The following is an 18,410-nucleotide window of genomic DNA, read 5'->3' on the forward strand; positions in this document are numbered from 1 at the left end:
CGGCTTTTTCAGTGAAGGCGAGGAGAATTACTTCTCGACAATCGCTGTTACACCTTGACCGCCTGCAGCACAGATTGAAATCAGCACACGACCTGAACCTTTTTCATTCAGCAGTTTGGCAGCAGTTGCCAGAATACGTCCGCCGGTTGCAGCAAATGGGTGACCAGCAGCCAGAGAAGAACCTTTTACGTTCAGCTTGTTACGATCAATTGAACCCAATGGTGCTTCTAGACCTAAGCGATCTTTACAGAATTTTGGATCTTCCCAGGCTTTTAAGGTCGACAGCACTTGTGAAGCAAAAGCTTCGTGAATTTCATAGTAGTCAAAGTCTTGTAGAGTCAGACCGGCACGTTCCAGCATCCGTGGTACGGCATAGGCTGGCGCCATAAGCAGGCCTTCTTTCTTCTCGACAAAATCAACTGCAGCCGTTTCCTGGAAGGTTAAGTAAGCCAGTACGTCATGACCATTGGCTTTGGCCCATTCTTCAGAAGCAAGCAGAACACAAGATGCACCATCGGTCAGTGGGGTTGAGTTGCCTGCGGTCATGGTACGCGCATCACCTTTACCAAAGGCTGGTTTCAGTTTAGCCAGTTTCTCTACTGAAGAATCCGGGCGCAAGTTGTTGTCACGCTCTAAACCTAAGAATGGTGTGATCAGGTCATCAAAGAAACCTGCTTCATAGGCGGCTGCCATTTTCTGGTGTGAAGATGCAGCAAGTTCATCCTGCGCTTCACGCGAGATGCCCCATTCCAGCGCAGTAATCGCCTGATGGTCACCCATTGACAGACCGGTACGTGGTTCACCATTTTTCGGTGCATCCATCAGGTCTTTGATATTGATTTTGGTCAGCGCTTTTAAGCGGTCTTTACCGGTTTTGGCAATATTCAGCTCCAGCAGGGCTTTACGTAAACCGTCACCAAAAGCAATCGGGGCATCGGAAGTGGTATCGACACCACCAGCAATACCGACTTCAATTTGGCCCAGAGCAATTTTATTGGCCACTAAAAAAGCTGCCTGCAAACCGGTTCCACACGCTTGCTGAATATCGTAAGCAGGTGTTTCAGGAGCCAATTCAGTGTTCAGTACACACTCACGAGTCATGTTAAAATCACGGCTGTGTTTGAGTACGGCACCGGCAACGACTTCACCGAGGCGTTGGCCTTCTAAACGATAACGTTCTACCAGACCATTTAAAGCGGCGGTGAACATATCGATGTTTGAGGCAGTGAAGTAAGCGCCATTTGAACGTGCAAATGGAATGCGGTTACCACCGATAATCGCAACGCGACGGACAGTGTTTTGGCTCATGGTATTATCCTGTTGACCAGATGTTTCAGTTGTAGTTTCAGAAGGAGGAGGGGTTGTACTTTTTTTACGGGTAGATGCCGCACGGGTGCGTGCAGGTTTAGCCGCAGGGTTTGCTGACGAATTTGCCGTGCCAGAACTTTTGGTTGTACGCGTTGTACTTTTTGATGTATTTGACACAGTTTCTGTAGCAGAATTTTCGACCGCCGGATTTTCTTGAGTTGTTTTGCTCATAAGGCTTTTCCAAGCATGTTGATGATCTTCTTAGGGGTTACATTAGCATAATCTAGAATAGCCTGAATTGACTACAATGACATTGCAGAATGCTTTCAGGTCAAGTCATCTGTATATGATCTCAAGTATTATTCATAACAAACTGATCGATCTATTGAAATACAAAGTATCTGACATCATATTGAAGCTAAAGGATAACTTTAGATTAATCACAAATTCATTTTGTCTGAGAGATAATAATCATGACTGACCAATACCAAGCTTTTGCAAAATCTCCAATTGGTAAATTTGTCATTAAAAATTTAGGCCTGCCATCCCCAACTTTCCTTGAGCGTTTTGACAGCGCGACGCCTGTGGTCAAGGGTGCAGTTTTGTTGGGCGCAGCGCCGGAAAGCACATTATCAGGTGCAATTGCCCAGGTTCTGGCCAATATCCATGCCAACAGCTATGCCGGCAATAATGCAGAATTACAGCAGGCTGCTGCACAAGCCGGTTTAAACCTGTGTGCTTTTAACGCGGGCGATAAAGAATCTAAATTTAAAGCGGTGGTCTTTGATGCCTCAGGCATTCAGAACTCTGAACAGTTAAATGCGCTCTATAACTTCTTTAATCCGGTGGCGCGCCAGATTCAGGCCTCTGGCCGTGTAGTGGTCATTGGCACCACGCCAGAAACCGCCAAAACGGTAAAACATGCAATTGCACAGCGTGCGCTGGAAGGCTTTGTTAAATCGGTCGGGAAGGAGTTTAAAAAAGGCATTGCCGCCAATCTGATTTATGTTGATGACGGCGCTGAAGCGAACCTGGAATCGAGCTTACGTTTTGCCTTGTCACCGCGTTCGGCTTATGTATCGGGTCAGGTGATTCGTGTTTCTAAAGCAGACACGGTCGATGTGGATTGGGCTAAACCACTGGCAGGTAAAACCGCGGTTGTGACTGGTGCCAGCCGTGGTATTGGTGAAGCGATTGCGCATGTATTGGCACGTGATGGCGCGCATGTGATTTGTCTGGACGTACCACAGCAACAAGCTGACTTGGACCGTGTTGCCTCTGAAATTGGGGGTTCAACCCTGGCAATTGATATTACCGCCGCTGATGCGGGCGAGCAGATTAAAACGGCAGCCGCTGCACAGGGCGGTCTGGATATTATCGTGCACAATGCCGGTATTACCCGTGACAAGACACTGGCCAATATGAAGCCTGAACTGTGGGATCTGGTGATTAACATTAACCTGGCTGCTATTGAACGCGTGAACGACTATCTGCTGGAAAATGACGGTCTGAATGCCAATGGCCGTATCATCTGCGTATCCTCGATTTCAGGGATTGCCGGTAACCTGGGCCAAACCAACTATGCAGCATCAAAAGCAGGCGTGATTGGAGTGGTGAAATATACGGCACCGGTGCTGAAAAATGGTGTGACTATTAACGCTGTGGCTCCGGGCTTTATTGAAACCCAAATGACTGCGGCCATTCCGTTTGCCATTCGTGAAGCGGGCCGCCGTATGAACTCGATGAGTCAGGGCGGTTTACCGGTTGATGTCGCAGAAACCATTGCCTTCTTTGCCTCAACTGCATCTACCGGTTTAAATGGTAACGTGGTGCGTGTTTGTGGTCAGAGTCTGTTAGGGGCTTAATATATCCCTCACTCGGAATCCCCCCTAAAATCCCTCTTTAATAAAGGGGGACTTCTCCTCCCTTTTTGAAGGGAGGTCGGGAGGGATTTGAGGGAATTAAAATAGAAAACCCAATTCTTATTAAAGAAAGGGTGATTTAAAAGATAAATATTCCAAAGGTTCAGTATGAATACTCGCCATTTTAGTCAACTTCCCAAGCCGTATTTAGCCTATCCAAAAGTGATTCAGGGCTTAATTTTTAAAAAGCCGAAGGGTGAAAAAGTTCTGCCGCAAGTTGAATATGTGGTGGATTCATTCAAGGTCGACCAGAAACATCTGAAAGCCTATAACGAAGTCTGTGGTTTTAAAAATAACGGCTATATTCCGGCCATTTATCTGGCGGTGTTATCGCAAAGCCTGCAAATGCACATGATGACTGCGGAAGCTTTCCCATTTCCGATTTTAGGTCTGGTGCATATCCGCAATCAGCTCAAGCAATACCGTAAAGTTGGCGTGAATGAGCAGCTGACTTTATCCTGCAAGTTTGGTGAATTGCAGCCACATGACAAAGGCGTACAGTTTGATTTTATCACCACTGCTAAAGTTGGTAATGAAGTGGTGATGGAAGGTTTAACCACCTATTTGTCACGTCAGAAAAGTGGCAACAAGCCCGCGGCCAAAGCAGCAGAAAGTGCCGTACCGGATTATGTACCGGCAGGACAATGGGATGTGTCGGAAAATACCGGTCGCCGTTATGCGCTGACATCGGGAGATTTTAACCTGATCCATATTCATGCGTTAACCGCCAAAGCCTTCGGTTTTAAACAGGCCATTGCACATGGTATGTGGAGTAAAGCCAAAGCGCTGGCCAATATCCAGTTGCCAGATGCATATGAAGCCGATGTCTGGTTTAAATTGCCAATGTATCTGCCATCTCAGGTGGAATTCTTGACGGCACAGCAGGCACAAAATACTGACTTCCTGATTCGCAGCAAAAAGAATCAGAAGCCGCATGTCAGCGGTAGCATTCGCCCACTTTAAGTCATAGCGCCTAAGTCCAAACCGGATTTAGGCTTTTTTCATTGTTCACCATATTGCTGGAAAGGATGCATGAACAGCGTAAAAGATTATCTGCGTGCAGATATTCAAAATTATCGTGGTTCAGTGGAAGAACCATTTAAAGATTTGGCCCATCTATTTAGCCGTTTTCAGGATCCCCGCTCAACGCAAGGCGGCGCTGCGCTGGTGGTTTATTTTCAGGGTCATAAAGTCGTTGATATTTATACCGGTCAAAAATCTGCCAATGAGGCCTGGCAGCCGGATAGTCTGTCGGTCTGCTATTCTACCGGAAAAGGCGTGCTGGCCACGCTGGCACATATTCTAGTGAGTCAGGGGCGGCTGGATTATGATGTGCCGGTGGCTGAATATTGGCCAGAATTTGCAGCGCAGGGCAAACAGCAGCTGACCTTAAGAAATATGCTGTGTCATCGCAGTGGTTTATACGATATCCGTAATCTGATTGCCGATGCCTCGGAAATGGCCGACTGGTCGCATATGCTGGAGGTCATTGCCGCGGCCAAACCGCGTTTTCTGCCGAACAGTGATGCAGCCTATCAGCCCCTGACCTTTGGCTGGCAGGTCGGTGGTGTCTTGGAAAAAGCCTGTAATGAAAGCTTGGCTGTATTGATGCAGCGTCATTTAAGCGAGCCATTGGAATTAAACGGAGCTTATTTTGGCGTGCCGGTAGAGGAATTAGCGCGGGTGGCGCGACCGTTTGCCACATCTCAGCCCGCCCAATCTGCCCAGCCTCCCAAAAAACAGGCTGCTGCTAAACCTGCACGTACCGCATCGCCTTTAGAAAAGCTGCTGGCCTTCAGTCGGCAACATCCGCAAGATTTTCAGGATGCCATGATTCCCAAAGGCATGAAAAAATTTTCATTCTTTAGTGATGCCGGTTTACAGGCGATTGTGCCGGCAGCCTCCGGGGTATTTACCGCACAAAGTCTGGCCAAAATCTATGCCATGCTGGCGCAGGGTGGCCAATGGCAGGGGCAACGACTGATTTCACCACAGGTGTTTCAGGCCCTAAGTCAGGTGCAATATACCGCCCGTGACCGGGTGATGCCGCTGCCGATGCATTGGCGTTTGGGCTATCACCGCATTTTGAGCCTGGGCAAGTCGGCATCGTCGGGCTTTGGTCATATTGGTTTTAATGGCTCAGGTGGCTGGTGTGATCCAGAGCGGAATTTAAGTTTTGCTTATACCCATAATTTTCCGACCGGTTCCATCACCGGCGATTATCGCTTGTGGGGATTAACCCAGGAAACCTTACGCTGTGCCGATGGTGTTTTAAAAGGCCGAAAGGGCTGGTTTTAAACAGTTTGAGATGATTTTGAGCCTATCCTTGTGCTATGTTCTTGCACTAGTCAATTTGATGTTGTGCGAAGATGAAAAAAGTCATTTTGATTCCGCTGGTGGCCAGTTCAGTTTTACTCGGATGTCAGGATCAAAACTCAACTCAATCCCAAACCGTGGTGGAATCTAAGACCGCAATTCCTGCGTGGGTTGGTGAGTTCAAAGGCACCACGCCTTGTATGGGCTGTTTATCGCGCTGTGATGATTGTCCGGGAATGGCAGTATCTTTAGAACTTCATCAGGATGAAACCTATACCTTGGTGCGTGAAAGTATGAGCGGGCACAATGCACCGGAAGTGATTCAAGGGCGGATTCGCTTCGCAGATGCATCGCGTCAGCAGCTTGAACTGCTGCAAGTCAACACCCGAAATTTGTTATATGTCGATCTTGAGAAACAATTGCTCGAGATTCGTGTAGATCAAACAGGCAAACGCTATCAAATGCAAAGTGATTTTATTCTGGCCAAGTCTGTTTAAATACTGGCTAATCATTTGCTAAATATACTGATTTTTAATCCCTTTTTTGCTGGCGCGAACAAGGGATTTTTCTTTGGAAGCGCCCGTCATTTATTTCACTATTTACTAAAAAAACAGTATGCTTAGACCTGTAAAAAGGAGCATACATGTATCAGGTACTTGCGCGTAAATATCGTCCACGTAATTTTAATGAGCTGGTGGGGCAAAATCATGTTTCTCGTGCACTGACCAGTGCCTTAGAGCGTGGCCGTTTACACCATGCCTATCTGTTTACCGGGACTCGTGGGGTCGGGAAAACCACCATTGCGCGTATTTTGGCCAAATGCCTGAACTGTGAAACAGGGGTGACCTCCACACCGTGTGAAGTTTGTCCGACCTGTAAAGCGGTCAATGAAGGCCGTTTTATTGATTTAATCGAGATTGATGCGGCATCACGTACCAAAGTGGAAGATACCCGCGAACTGCTCGATAACGTACCGTATGCACCGACACAAGGCCGCTTTAAAGTCTACCTGATTGACGAAGTGCATATGCTCTCGACGCACTCTTTCAATGCCTTGCTAAAAACGCTGGAAGAACCGCCAGAGCATGTTAAATTCCTGTTTGCCACCACCGATCCGCAGAAGCTTCCGATTACGGTCATTTCACGCTGCCTGCAATTTACCTTGCGTCCTTTGGCAGTAGATGAAATTACCGAGCACCTATCTTCAATTCTCAGCAAAGAGCAGATTCAGGCCGAGCAGGATGCAATCTGGCAAATTGCTGAATCGGCACAAGGTTCATTACGGGATGCCTTGTCCTTAACCGATCAGGCCATTGCCTATGGTCAGGGTGAAATTCATCATCAGGATGTCAAAGACATGCTGGGGCTGATTGACCGCACCATTATTTATGACCTGATTCTAGCGATTCATCAGAACCAACCTGCACGCGTGAGCGCACTGTTAATACAGTTCCGTCAGCAGGCGCTGGATGTATCACTGGTGCTGGATCAGCTGATTTCGACCTTGCATGAACTGGCCTTATTGCAATATCTGCCAGATTTAAGCCTGAAATATAGTGCCGAAATTAACCAGAAAATTACCCAGCTGTCGCAGCGCATTTCGGCTCAGGATTTACAGCTGTATTACCAGATTGCCAGCAAAGGTCGCGCAGATTTACAGCTGGCGGTTACCCAGGAGCAGGGCTTTGAGATGTGCGTGCTGCGTCTGCTGGCTTTTCGTCCCTTACAGCCAAATGAAGTGCCCTTGACGCAGGTCAGCGCACAAAGCAACGCAGTTGCTGCAGCACCGGTAGTCGAGTCAGCTACCGCGCAGCCTGAACCGGTGCATCCCGTTGTTTCAGCTGAGGATGAATTAGAAGCTGAAACTGCTGCTATAAACCCACCCGTTGCTGAACCATCATCAGATGATTTTCTGCAGGATGAAGCGTTAGAGGTTGCTGAAGTTGCATCTCCATCCGAACCAGACCATCCGGTGACTACACCGGCAGAAGCGGCATCTGCGCAGATGATTTTTGATCCGGCGGCAGATGAAGTGCTGTTTGATTTAGATGAAGATGATCGTGCTGATCAGCCGGCAACGCAGGAGGAGGCCAGCAGTGATGATTTCCTGTTTGATGAAATTGCACCTTTACCGGAAACGGCCGTTGCGCAGCCAACTCAACAGCCTGCTGAACTTGCAGCACCGGTTTCGTCTGTCGCACAGCCTGAGCTGACGCATCCACAGGATTCCAGTCCGCAAGACAGTTTATTTGCGCAGCCAGCACCGACGTCATCCGTCAACCAGCCTGTCGTTGCTGCTGTAGACAATACCGCTATTCCACGTGCTGATCAGCGCCTGATGCCGCAAGATATTCTGCAACTGCCGGTGCAGTCCTTAGAGGGCGAATGGAGTGTGGAAAAATGGGAATACTGGTTCCGTAATAGTGATTTATCACCGGCAGTTCAGGAACTGGCCCAACATGGCCTGATGACCGGCCAGATTGAAGCTGAGTCGGTTTTCCATATTCCGGAGCAGTATCAGCAATTGTTAAATTCGCAGTTACAGCATTTAGAAGCAGCGCTGAAACAGCAGTGGCCAAACAGCTTCCTGAAAGTGCAGTATGGACAGGTCACAGAGGTGACACCGTATAGCTTGCAGCAGGAACGTAAAGTACGTGCTTATCAACGCGCCAGTGAGCTGCTGCATCAGGAGCCGCAGGTTAAATCGCTGCTCGAAAGTTTTGATGGCGAATTGCAGAATATCCAGTTGAAATAACCACCGTCAGACCATTTCAACCGTTTATTGAGAACGCAGATAAGGCAACAGGGCATTCCGCATTTCGCTTGGAATCGGGGTGCTTTTACGTTGCTGCGCATCGACAAAAACATGCACCATATGTCCTTGAGCTGAAGCCTGCTGTTGATGCTGCTTGAAAATTGCCAGATCATATTTCAGCGAGCTGTTGCCCAGCGCTGCAATCGCCACACCGACCTCAATCACTTCTGGATAACTCAGCTCGGCTAAAAAGCTGCAGCCAGAGTCTACCACCAGCCCCATAATCTCGGCCTGATGAATATTCAGTCCGGCTTTCTCAATCAGCAGCGCATTGGCAGCGGTATCGAAGTAGCTGTAATACATGACATTATTGACATGACCATACATGTCGTTGTCTGACCAGCGGGTTTGAATCGGTAAAAAGAAGGTATATTGATCGCGGGTTTTGGCTACCGGTTTCATAAAAAGACGTCATCCCTGAATAGATCGAAAATTTATATTTTTGATTTACCACAACTTTAAATAGCTTCAGCCTTATTGATAAATCGCCTGATAGATGGCCAGCGCATCCTGTTTTTCCATGTCGCGTGGATTATTTTGCAGCAGGCGGGTTTGTAACATGGCATCCTCGGCCAGCTGTTCCAGCATGTTTTCAGGTACATTCAGGGCATTCAGTTTTAAGGTCAGACCACTGCGGTCCAGATAGTTTTGCATGTGGTCAATAAACAGATCACACAAGCCATCTACACAGCCTTTGCTGGATGGGTCGAGCAAGGTCATCAATTCGGCATACTGCTGCTTGGCGGCTGGTGCATTAAATTTCAGCACTTCGGTTAAGACCAGCGCATTGCTGTGCCCATGCGACAAATGAAAATGTCCACCCAGCGGATAGGCCAGTGCATGGACTGCTGCCACCGGTGCATTGGCAAAAGCCTGTCCGGCCAGCATCGAGCCGACCAGCATATTTTGACGGGCTTCTATATTGTTGCCATCTTTTAGCACCAGATGCAGATTCTGGTTCAGCAGTTTAAGTGCCTGAATCGCCAGCATATCGGCATAAAAGTTCTTTTTGTGTTTGGAGGTATAGGCTTCAATGGCATGTACCATCGCATCAATACCGGTGGCGGCCGTAATGTGTGCCGGCAGGTTCTGGGTAAAGTTGGCATCTAAAATGGTGACATCGGCATACAGGGCAGCAGACACAATGCCGGTTTTGGTGGTTTCGCCGGTGGTGACAATGGAAATAGGCGTCACTTCCGAGCCGGTACCGGCCGTGGTTGGAATTAGAATAAGAGGCAAACGCGGTTTTTGCGCCTGATTGATGCTATACATCTCATGCAATTGCTGTTTCTGTTCAGGATGGGCCAGCAGGGCAATAATTTTAGCCACATCCAGCGAGCTGCCGCCCCCAAAACCAATGACTGTATCTATCTGGTTTTGCCGGGCGAATTCGGCGGCTTCCAGCACAATATGTTCCGGTGGATCGGCCTGTACGCTAGAATAAATGCAGTAATTACATCCTGCAGCTTCGAGAATTTCCAAAACAGGCGCATGCAATTGTAATTGCACCATCCCCGGATCGGTCACCAGCAGCACACGTTGATTGTTCTGTTCAGTCAGGAGGGCTTTGAGCTGTTGGATGCTGCCCAGTCCGGCAATAATGTTGGGCACAGTCTGGAATTGAAATGGGCTCATACGCTTTATCCTTAATTTTTATACTTAAATCAACATTTATCTATAGTGACAATATAGGATTCATCCTGCAAATAACTTAACATAAGACACTTTAAAAGAAAGCAGTTTTGAGGTTGTTATGTCATCCAGAACGCCATACAAGGTGTTATGTGTCTGTTTGGGCAATATCTGCCGTTCACCTACCGCGGAAGTGGTGTTCAGACATTATTGTGATGCACAGCAACTGAATATCTGGGTCGATTCTGCCGGCACCAGTAATTATCATCCGGGCAAAGCGCCCGATGCGCGCAGCCAGCAACATGCCTTGCAGCGTGGCTATGATTTATCTGCCTTGCGTGCCCGTCAGTTAACTACGCGCGATTTTCTGGATTTTGATCTGATTCTGGCGATGGATCAGGAAAACCTGCAAAATATTCAGCATCTAAAACGTCATGCAGCCGAAGAATATGGCGCAGAGTTGCTACGTGCCAAAGTGGCGCTAATGAGCGAACATGATCCACAATATCCACGTCATGAAGTGCCTGATCCTTATTATGGCGAAGCCGATGGCTTTGAACGCGTGCTGGATCAGTGTGAATCCAGTGCACAGGCCTGGATCAATATTTTAAAAACAGAATTGGCTTAAATCAGGTTTAAGAATATGAACATTCAACATCAGGTCCAGCTTAAGCCTTTTAATACCTTAAATCTGGCTGCAAATGCGTCTCATTATATTAAGGTGCATTCTACCGATGATTTAATCGCAGCCTTAAACTATGCCAAGTTACAGCAGCTGAATGTGCTGATTTTATCGGGCGGCAGTAATATGCTGCTGCCAGAGCAGATTCAGGCGCTGGTGTTACATATGGATATTCAGGGCATTGAATTCCTGAATGAAGATGACAATTTCAGCACCATTCGCGTCGGTGCGGGTCAGGTCTGGCATGATTTTGTGCTCTGGACCACCACGCAGCAGTTATTTGGCCTGCAAAATCTGGCCTTAATTCCCGGTCTGGTCGGTGCATCGCCGGTACAGAATATTGGTGCCTATGGGGTTGAGGTCGGTGAATTTATTGAATCGGTACAGGTTTATGACCGCTATAACGGTCAGTTTAATTCGATTCTGGCCAGTGACTGCCATTTTGCCTACCGTCACAGTATTTTCAAAGAAAATCCGAACCGCTATATCATCACCCATGTCACGTTCAAGCTGCGGAAACAGCCGGACTTGAAACTGAATTATGGCGATTTAAAAACCGCGGTGGGTGATGAGCAAACCGCGGAAAACCTGCAACGCCAGGTGATCCAGATCCGTCAAAGTAAACTGCCAGATCCGCAGCAATTTCCAAATGTTGGCAGTTTCTTTAAAAATCCGGTGGTGACTGCCGCGGTCTATGAACAGCTAGCGATTCAGTTCCCGAACATGCCGCATTATCCGCAACCCGAAGGCCAGGTCAAAATTGCAGCTGGCTGGCTTATTGATCAGGCTGGCTGGAAAGGGAAGCAGCTGGGCATGGTCGGTATGTTTCACAAGCAGGCACTGGTGCTTGTCAATTATGCCAATGCGACCCTGGCCGATGTTCAGGCAACATATCAGGCAGTACAGCAGGACGTGTACCAAAAATTTGGGATACACTTAGAACCAGAACCGGTGCTGTTTAATGACGCCGGGCTGATTATTCCCCACAATACCTTTTAATCAGGTTAGGCATTTATGAATAGAACTCACTGGATGGTGCGTATCGTACAAATGGCGGCTGTGCTATTTGTGCTGATGGGCTGTCTGGTGGTTTTTATCTATTCGCCGTTTTATTCCAAGTTTGTGATAAAAGTGCTGAATACCATTGTGCCGGTGGAGGTCAATGAAGTGGCTGCACAAAGCCAGCAGATGGGGGCACTGACCGATCAGGAAAATCTGGAACCTGGCTCGAATTTGTGGATTGCCCGGCAAGCTTATTTAAAAGTGATGGAAGAAGAGATTCAGGCCAAAAATTCACAGAATCTCACCATCATTCAGGCACGCTATAAAGCCTTGCAGACTTTAATTCAGGATGAGCAGCGCAGTCAGCAGGAACAAGAGCAGGACAGCACACCGCAAATTCCATTGCTGGCCGATGTTTCCGCATCTGAGGCGCAACTTGCACAGCCTTCACAGCAGTTACAGGATTTATTGGAGTTAGACAGCTCTGAAAATCAGGCCCTAATGGAACAGTATCTGAAATTTTTAAGAACCCATGAAGTGGCAGCGGTTGAAACCGTACCGGTTGATGAAGAAATTTTTCAGGATATCGCACTGATTCAACAACAAAATAGCCAGAAGCCGCAAATAACTTCCCAGCCGTATGCAATTGTGGTTCTGGGCGGCGGTCTGACCTTACATGAAAATCAAAAAGATATTATTGTGAATAACTACACACGACTACGTTTAGAAAAAACCTTAGAAATTGAAAAACAGTATAAATTACCCATTGTGCTGAGCGGTGTTGAAGCACCTTATATGCAGAAATGGCTGGCAGAACGCGGGGTTGAAGCCAACTTGCTGGAAGATCGCAGTATGAACACCTGTGAAAACTCGCGTTTTAGTTCCTTGCTGCTACAGAAAAAAGGCGGCGCACCAACGGTGATTTTAATCACCGATCAATATCACATGCCGCGCACACGCCGTTTGTTTGCCTTAAACGGCATTGAAACCGTGCCGGTGGTCGCGCCAATTCCAACCGAGTTGACCCAATGGCAGCCTAGTGAGCAGAACTATGATCATAGCCGCCGTGCCAATTATGAAATGCTGGCCACCATCCGCGATATGCTGTTTGGTTCGAGCGACTGCCGGGAGGTGCCATAATGCCGAATATCCCGTTTTTAAATCCGAGTGTGCTGAAACAGCTGGATTTACCGGTTCCTAGCCGCGATACCACGCCGCAGGTGCTGGAGCCTTTAAACCTGAACCGGCCTTATGCGCCCACGGTGGATATTCAGGCCTATCGCCAGCTTTACGGTTTTGACAGCTTAGAGTGCGAGCATTGGCAGGGTTATGTGCAAATGCCGCTGTTTAAACTGCATGTGCAGGTGTTTCAGCCTAAACTTGAAGCGGGCAAGCTGGAAAAAAGCAAAGGTACGGTGTTTTTACTGCATGGCTATCTGGAGCACAGCGGCATTTATCAGCCGATTGTCAAAGAAATTCTGGAGCAGGGCTTTAGTGTCTTGACTTATGATTTGCCCGGCCATGGTTTAAGTAATGGCTCGCCCGCCAGTATCCAGAATTTTGATCATTACCAGCAGGTGCTACACGCCATTTACCAATATGTGCGCAATGCCGATCAATTGCCTAAGCCTTGGCTAGGGGTAGGGCAAAGTACCGGTGGTGCGATCTGGATGCATCATTTACTGGAATTTGCCGAGCGCCGGGAGAATCCGTTTGTCGAGCGGGTGTTGTTATTATCACCTCTCATCCGTCCGGCCAAAAGTGCCTGGTGGCATAATTCGGTGGGCCTCGGAATTATCCGCCGGATTAAACGCGAAGTGCCGCGCCATTTTAGACGCAATAACCATAACCCGGAATTTTTGCGTTTTGTGCGCTTAAAAGATCCGTTACAACCACGCATGATGGGCATGGACTGGATTCTGGCCATGTCCAAATGGATGCTGGAAATGGAGCAGCGACCAGCGTGCCGGATTCCGGTGTGGCTGGCACAGGGCGCGCAAGATCAGACTGTGGACTGGCGTTATAACATCGAGTTTATCCGGCGTAAATTCCGCCTGCAAACCTTGCTGATGCTGGAAGAAGGGTCACATCAACTGATTAATGAGCGCCCGGATATTCGTGCGGCCTTAACCGGTTTGATTCCAGCCTTTTTGCATGCTTCGAATTCCAAGACTTATTATTAAGCTTTCCTCCATTTCATAAAAAAGAGGCCTGAGCCTCTTTTTTAAAATTCTTCCGCTTTGGCCAAATTCCACATACGGAAATAAAAGTTTTCTTCATCTTTATTTTCACAGCTCAGTAATTCGCCTTCTTTCAACCAGAAATGCAGCTGGGCATAGTTTTTAATTTCCCGGTCGTTAATCCGCTGCGCCAGATGATGGGCACGAATATCGGCCGGGTGTTTTAAACCGGCTGCCGCAATCATTTCCGACAGGGCATGCATGGTATTTTTATGGAAGTTATAGACCCGTTCTGCTTTGGATGGCACATGCAGCGCTTTTTGACGGTCTTTATCCTGGGTGGCGACACCGACCGGACATTGGTTGGTATGGCAGCTTTGTGCCTGAATACAGCCGACAGCAAACATAAAACCGCGAGCGGAATTGACCCAGTCTGCGCCTAAGGCAAAGGTACTGGCAATATCAAAGGCACTGATAATTTTACCACTGGCCCCGAGCTTGATTTTGCTGCGCAGGCCGGCACCGACCAGGGTGTTATGCACAAATAGTAAGCCTTCACGCAGCGGCGTACCAATATAGTCACTAAACTCAATCGGGGAGGCACCGGTACCGCCTTCTGAGCCATCCACCACAATAAAGTCAGGCACAATTTTGGTCACCAGCATGGCTTTGACGATACTCATAAATTGCCAGGGCTGGCCAATACACAGTTTAAAGCCCACCGGTTTACCACCGGATAAATCGCGTAGCTGCTGTAAAAACTGCAGCATTTCAATTGGGGTGCTAAAACTAGGATGGCGTGAAGGTGACACACAATCGCGGTCACGCGGCACGCCACGAATCTGCGAGATTTCTTCTGAAATTTTATGTTTCGGTAAAATACCGCCATGGCCCGGCTTGGCACCTTGGGAAAGCTTGAGTTCAATCATCTTGATATTCGGATTACCGGCCTGACGGGCAAATTTTTCCGGATCAAATAAACCTTCTGCGGTGCGGCAACCAAAGTAGCCACTGGCAATTTGCCAGACAATATCGCCGCCATATTCCAGATGATACGGGCTAAGGCTGCCTTCACCAGTGTCATGATAAAAGCCACCAAGTTTGGCCCCTTTATTTAAGGCACGGATGGCATTGGCGCTCAGGCTGCCAAAACTCATGGCAGAAATATTTAAAATCGACGCGCTATAAGGCTGGCTGCATTGTTCATTGCCAATATGAATCCGGAAGGTTTTTGGATCAGCCGGTGGGCAGGGGCGCAAGGAATGCACAATAAAACGGTAGTCGGCTTCGTACACATCCAAAATCGAGCCAAAGGGTTTATCGGCATTTTCATTTTTGGCACGTTGATAGACCAAACTGCGCTGCATGCGCGAAAAAGGCTGGGCATCCTGATCGGCTTCAATAAAATACTGGCGAATTTCGGGGCGGAAATCTTCAAAAATAAACCGGAAATGACCCATAATCGGGTAGTTTTTCAGAATGGAATGCTTGGTCTGAATGACATCATACAGACCGACCAGACTCAGCAGTGTGGTGATTAGCCAGAGTGAGTTAATTACACCATCGGACAGAAAATAATAAATATAATGTGGCTCATAAAATAGCCTAAGCCATGTAATCCCCAGCGCAATTAAAATACAGGCAAACCAGACCGAGTGACGGGAGAAAAAAGTATTTAAAAGTTTATGGCGAATGGCTTGGGCTGGACTTGGCATTGTTATGATTTTTCCATTGCGAATTCAATCTTGTATTACTGTGCAGATTCTGAATAGGGCATACAAGTAATGATTTGTGAAATTTGGCAAGGGCTTTAGCACAGCTTAAAAATGAGCAATAAAATCTATAAAAATTAAAAAATAGCTGCTATGCTGAAATCATAAAAATAACAGTGCTAACACTCTGAAATTCCTTAATTCTAGGGATAGAGAACCGTTTAATAATATCGCTATATTGAAAGTTAAAAGATCGGGGAAGACAGTGGACATTACAGAATCAATATTACCGGCCCCTGTGCTGATTGTGGAAGATGAACCCATGATTCAGTCACGCCTCAGACATATCCTCCTTGAAATGGGCTACAGCAATGACATGCTGATTTTTGTTAGCCATTTAAAAGCAGCATTACAGAAAATTGAAGAACAGCCGGTGTCTTTGGCGCTGGTCGATTTGGGGTTGCCAGATGGCAATGGAATTGAACTGATTGAACAGCTTCGGGCCAAAGACAGCAGTGTACTAATTTTGGTGATTTCGGCCTGGAGTACGCAAAACAGCCTGTTTTCGGCCATTCAGGCGGGCGCTACCGGTTATGTGTTAAAAGAACGCGACGATACTGAAGTGATCATGGCCATTCGCAGTATTTTAAGAGGCGGCGCACCGATTGATCCCTTTATTGCCCGGGAAATACTGTCGCAGATTTCAGTACAGAAACCACAGGAAATTGCCAAGCCGTTTAAACAGCCCGATGAAGATATTGAACAGCTGACCAACCGTGAACATGAAATTCTAAATCTGGTCGCGCAGGGCCTGAGTAACCGGGAAATTGCCGAGCAGCTGTTTGTGTCGCGGTATACCGTGGAAAGTCATATCAAGCATATTTATCGCAAGCTCTCGGTGAGTAAACGCACCAAGGCAGTCAGTACAGCGCGCTCATTAGGCATTTTATGATCTACAGATTGCTCCAGTTTTGGTGCGGCTGTTGTCTTTATCTTTGTCTATCGAGTGCGTATGCAGAGCAAAGCTATGCCATAGACCCGTATTGTCAGGTTAATATTCAGTCGGTCAGCACCGTACAGACACCGGATATTCATAGCCATCCACATACAGGATGGCAGCCTGTGACTTTGCCTGATCGCTGGAACGAGCGCTGGCCAGATTATAACGGCGGGGTGTGGTACAAAATTGTCTGGAACTGGTCCTGTCAGGAACCGGCCGTGCTGGACCAGTCGATTGTATTTTCTATTAATTATTTAAATAGTGCGGGTGCGGTGTTTTTAAACCGCGATTTAATCTGGTCAAACCGGCATCTGGAAGAACCACTCTCCAAAAGTTGGAATATGCCACGCTACTGGATTTTACCGATTAGTGGCTTGCGTCCCGACCAGAATGAAATTTTAGTCTATGTCCGGGGCTATGCCTTTCAATCCGCCGGTCTCGGTGATGTTTCCTTCCAGAATGTCTATAACAGTTATACGGAATATCAGCAACAGATCTGGGATCGCCGTACCTTATTTGTGATTAATGCGATTTTATCGGCAACCCTGGGCGTACTGTGTCTGGTGATCTGGCTGTTTCGGCGTAAAGAAGTCAGTTATGGCTGGTTTGCCTTAAGCTGTTTGCTGTGGCTGTTATTTGTCTCCAATATTATTAGCACGGAAACTTATCCCTTCCCGAATACGCTGATGGCGGCACAGGCCAATATTGCCTTTTTTGTGCTGTATATTCTGTCATTCATTGTCTATTTGCTACGTTTTGTGGATAAAAAATTTCCGATACTGGAAGAAACCGCCTTTATCTGTTCGGTGGCGGTGATTCTGGGCATTTTCGTAACGCCACTCGAACATGCACAAACCGTTTTCGGGTTGGTATTTTTAGGCTATAGCCTGCTATTTTTCGGGGTTTTCCTGTATCTGCTGCGTTTAACCTTCCGCGTGCCGCGGGTAGAAAATATCCTGCTGGTGATTTGTTTAAGCCTGATTATTATCTTTGCCGCTTTAGATATTGCACTGTTGGCTGCGCCGTTTGATACCGATTTACAGCCCTTATCACCGTATACCTCGCCGGTGGTGACGCTGTTTATTGCATTAATTCTCGGGATTCGCACCACCAAAAGCATGCAGAAAATTGAGCAGTTTAACCAGCAACTGGAATACCGGGTGTTTGAGGTTCGTGAAGACTTAAAACAGAGCATGTCGGAAAAGCATTATCTGGAACTGGAAAATGTGCGCTTGCAGGAGCGGATTCATCTCTCTCATGATTTGCATGATGGCCTGGGTGCTTCGCTGGTGCGTTCAATGATTATGGTTGATCAGAGCGAGCAGCCCATGAGTAACCGCCAGTTTCTGTCGATTTTGAAATTACTGCGTGATGATTTGCGGCAAATTATTGACAGTGGCTCCTCAATTGGCGCCAAAGTGCCGGAAACGCCGGTGTTATGGATTGCGCCGGTGCGTCATCGTTTTAGCCAGCTCATGGATGAAGTTGAGATGCGGGCCACCTGGAACATTGCCAGTGAATGGGTAGTGCAACCGACACCGCTGCAATGTCTGAACCTGATGCGGGTGCTGGAAGAAAGTCTGACCAATGTGGTGAAGCACAGTCAGGCCAAGCATGTGCAAGTGACACTGGATTTTCCCGATGAACAGACTTTATGTTTAAGTATTCAGGATGATGGAATTGGATTTGATACCCATGGGGTGCTCGATCACGGGATGAGTATTGGCGTACGCAGTATGAAGCTGCGTCTGGCGCGGATAGGTGCAGAGTTAAAGGTGAACTCTACACCCGGTTATACCTTAATCAAGGCGATTTTAGTGGTATCACCTCAGGATTAAGCC

Annotated in this window: 15 protein-coding genes; 11 read left to right on the forward strand and 4 right to left on the reverse strand. The window is 47.6% G+C overall.

Features of this window, described 5'->3' with window-relative positions:
- Positions 1–27: 27 nt before the first annotated feature.
- Entirely contained in the window at positions 28–1,539 is a 1,512-nt protein-coding gene (locus tag FTT68_RS03170; protein ID WP_045795462.1) for an acetyl-CoA C-acetyltransferase, read from the reverse strand.
- A 242-nt stretch (positions 1,540–1,781) separates the two neighbouring features.
- Here FTT68_RS03170 and FTT68_RS03175 point away from each other — a divergent pair, with 242 nt between their 5' ends.
- The 5 genes from FTT68_RS03175 (at position 1,782) to dnaX (ending at position 8,301) form a co-directional block, all read left to right on the forward strand.
- On the forward strand, positions 1,782–3,173 hold the full coding sequence (locus tag FTT68_RS03175) for a 3-oxoacyl-ACP reductase (protein WP_180175201.1): 1,392 nt from the start codon (positions 1,782–1,784) through the stop codon (positions 3,171–3,173).
- A 165-nt stretch (positions 3,174–3,338) separates the two neighbouring features.
- Positions 3,339–4,193, forward strand: a complete 855-nt coding sequence (locus FTT68_RS03180) for a MaoC/PaaZ C-terminal domain-containing protein (RefSeq protein ID WP_104489202.1) — start codon at positions 3,339–3,341, stop codon at positions 4,191–4,193.
- 69 nt (positions 4,194–4,262) lie between these two features.
- Positions 4,263–5,528: a serine hydrolase gene (locus tag FTT68_RS03185; protein ID WP_180175202.1), complete on the forward strand. Its 1,266-nt coding sequence runs from the start codon at positions 4,263–4,265 to the stop codon at positions 5,526–5,528.
- 71 nt (positions 5,529–5,599) lie between these two features.
- Positions 5,600–6,043 carry a copper resistance protein NlpE N-terminal domain-containing protein gene (locus FTT68_RS03190; protein ID WP_127801430.1) on the forward strand — a complete coding sequence of 148 codons (444 nt, stop codon included), beginning with the start codon at positions 5,600–5,602 and terminating at the stop codon, positions 6,041–6,043.
- A 146-nt stretch (positions 6,044–6,189) separates the two neighbouring features.
- Positions 6,190–8,301: a DNA polymerase III subunit gamma/tau gene (gene dnaX, locus FTT68_RS03195; RefSeq protein WP_180175203.1), complete on the forward strand. Its 2,112-nt coding sequence runs from the start codon at positions 6,190–6,192 to the stop codon at positions 8,299–8,301.
- A 24-nt stretch (positions 8,302–8,325) separates the two neighbouring features.
- On the opposite strand, the gene FTT68_RS03200 is transcribed toward dnaX, so the two are convergent.
- On the reverse strand, positions 8,326–8,763 hold the full coding sequence (locus FTT68_RS03200; RefSeq protein ID WP_075166843.1) for a thioesterase family protein: 438 nt from the start codon (positions 8,761–8,763) through the stop codon (positions 8,326–8,328).
- A 72-nt stretch (positions 8,764–8,835) separates the two neighbouring features.
- Positions 8,836–9,996 (reverse strand): iron-containing alcohol dehydrogenase, encoded by a 1,161-nt coding sequence (locus tag FTT68_RS03205; RefSeq protein ID WP_180175204.1) that lies wholly within the window; start codon positions 9,994–9,996, stop codon positions 8,836–8,838.
- A 118-nt stretch (positions 9,997–10,114) separates the two neighbouring features.
- Between FTT68_RS03205 and FTT68_RS03210 the strand changes: the two genes are divergently transcribed.
- The 4 genes from FTT68_RS03210 to FTT68_RS03225 are packed head-to-tail and all read left to right on the forward strand — an operon-like array spanning position 10,115 to position 13,860.
- The gene (locus FTT68_RS03210) at positions 10,115–10,621 is read left to right on the forward strand and encodes a low molecular weight protein-tyrosine-phosphatase (protein WP_005178601.1); all 507 of its coding nucleotides are present in this window, start codon (positions 10,115–10,117) and stop codon (positions 10,619–10,621) included.
- Positions 10,622–10,636: 15 nt separating this feature from the next.
- Positions 10,637–11,674 carry a UDP-N-acetylmuramate dehydrogenase gene (gene murB, locus FTT68_RS03215; protein ID WP_016659057.1) on the forward strand — a complete coding sequence of 346 codons (1,038 nt, stop codon included), beginning with the start codon at positions 10,637–10,639 and terminating at the stop codon, positions 11,672–11,674.
- Between the two features lie 15 nt (positions 11,675–11,689).
- Complete coding sequence (locus tag FTT68_RS03220) at positions 11,690–12,817, forward strand: YdcF family protein (protein ID WP_180061756.1); 1,128 nt, start codon at positions 11,690–11,692, stop codon at positions 12,815–12,817.
- Positions 12,817–13,860 (forward strand): alpha/beta hydrolase, encoded by a 1,044-nt coding sequence (locus FTT68_RS03225; protein ID WP_005178596.1) that lies wholly within the window; start codon positions 12,817–12,819, stop codon positions 13,858–13,860. The genes FTT68_RS03220 and FTT68_RS03225 overlap by 1 nt, the downstream gene beginning before the upstream one ends.
- A gap of 41 nt (positions 13,861–13,901) precedes the next feature.
- On the opposite strand, the gene FTT68_RS03230 is transcribed toward FTT68_RS03225, so the two are convergent.
- The gene (locus FTT68_RS03230; RefSeq protein ID WP_005178590.1) at positions 13,902–15,572 is read right to left on the reverse strand and encodes an FMN-binding glutamate synthase family protein; all 1,671 of its coding nucleotides are present in this window, start codon (positions 15,570–15,572) and stop codon (positions 13,902–13,904) included.
- Positions 15,573–15,834: 262 nt separating this feature from the next.
- Here FTT68_RS03230 and FTT68_RS03235 point away from each other — a divergent pair, with 262 nt between their 5' ends.
- Together FTT68_RS03235 and FTT68_RS03240 are read left to right on the forward strand one after the other, a co-directional pair.
- Positions 15,835–16,521, forward strand: coding sequence for a response regulator transcription factor (locus FTT68_RS03235; RefSeq protein ID WP_016659055.1), 687 nt, complete (start codon positions 15,835–15,837; stop codon positions 16,519–16,521).
- Positions 16,518–18,407, forward strand: a complete 1,890-nt coding sequence (locus FTT68_RS03240; RefSeq protein WP_216605607.1) for an ATP-binding protein — start codon at positions 16,518–16,520, stop codon at positions 18,405–18,407. The genes FTT68_RS03235 and FTT68_RS03240 overlap by 4 nt, the downstream gene beginning before the upstream one ends.
- Positions 18,408–18,410: the final 3 nt, after the last annotated feature.

The organism is Acinetobacter sp. Q85-2, from assembly GCF_013420555.1.
In the GTDB taxonomy this organism is placed as follows: Bacteria; Pseudomonadota; Gammaproteobacteria; order Pseudomonadales; family Moraxellaceae; genus Acinetobacter; species Acinetobacter indicus.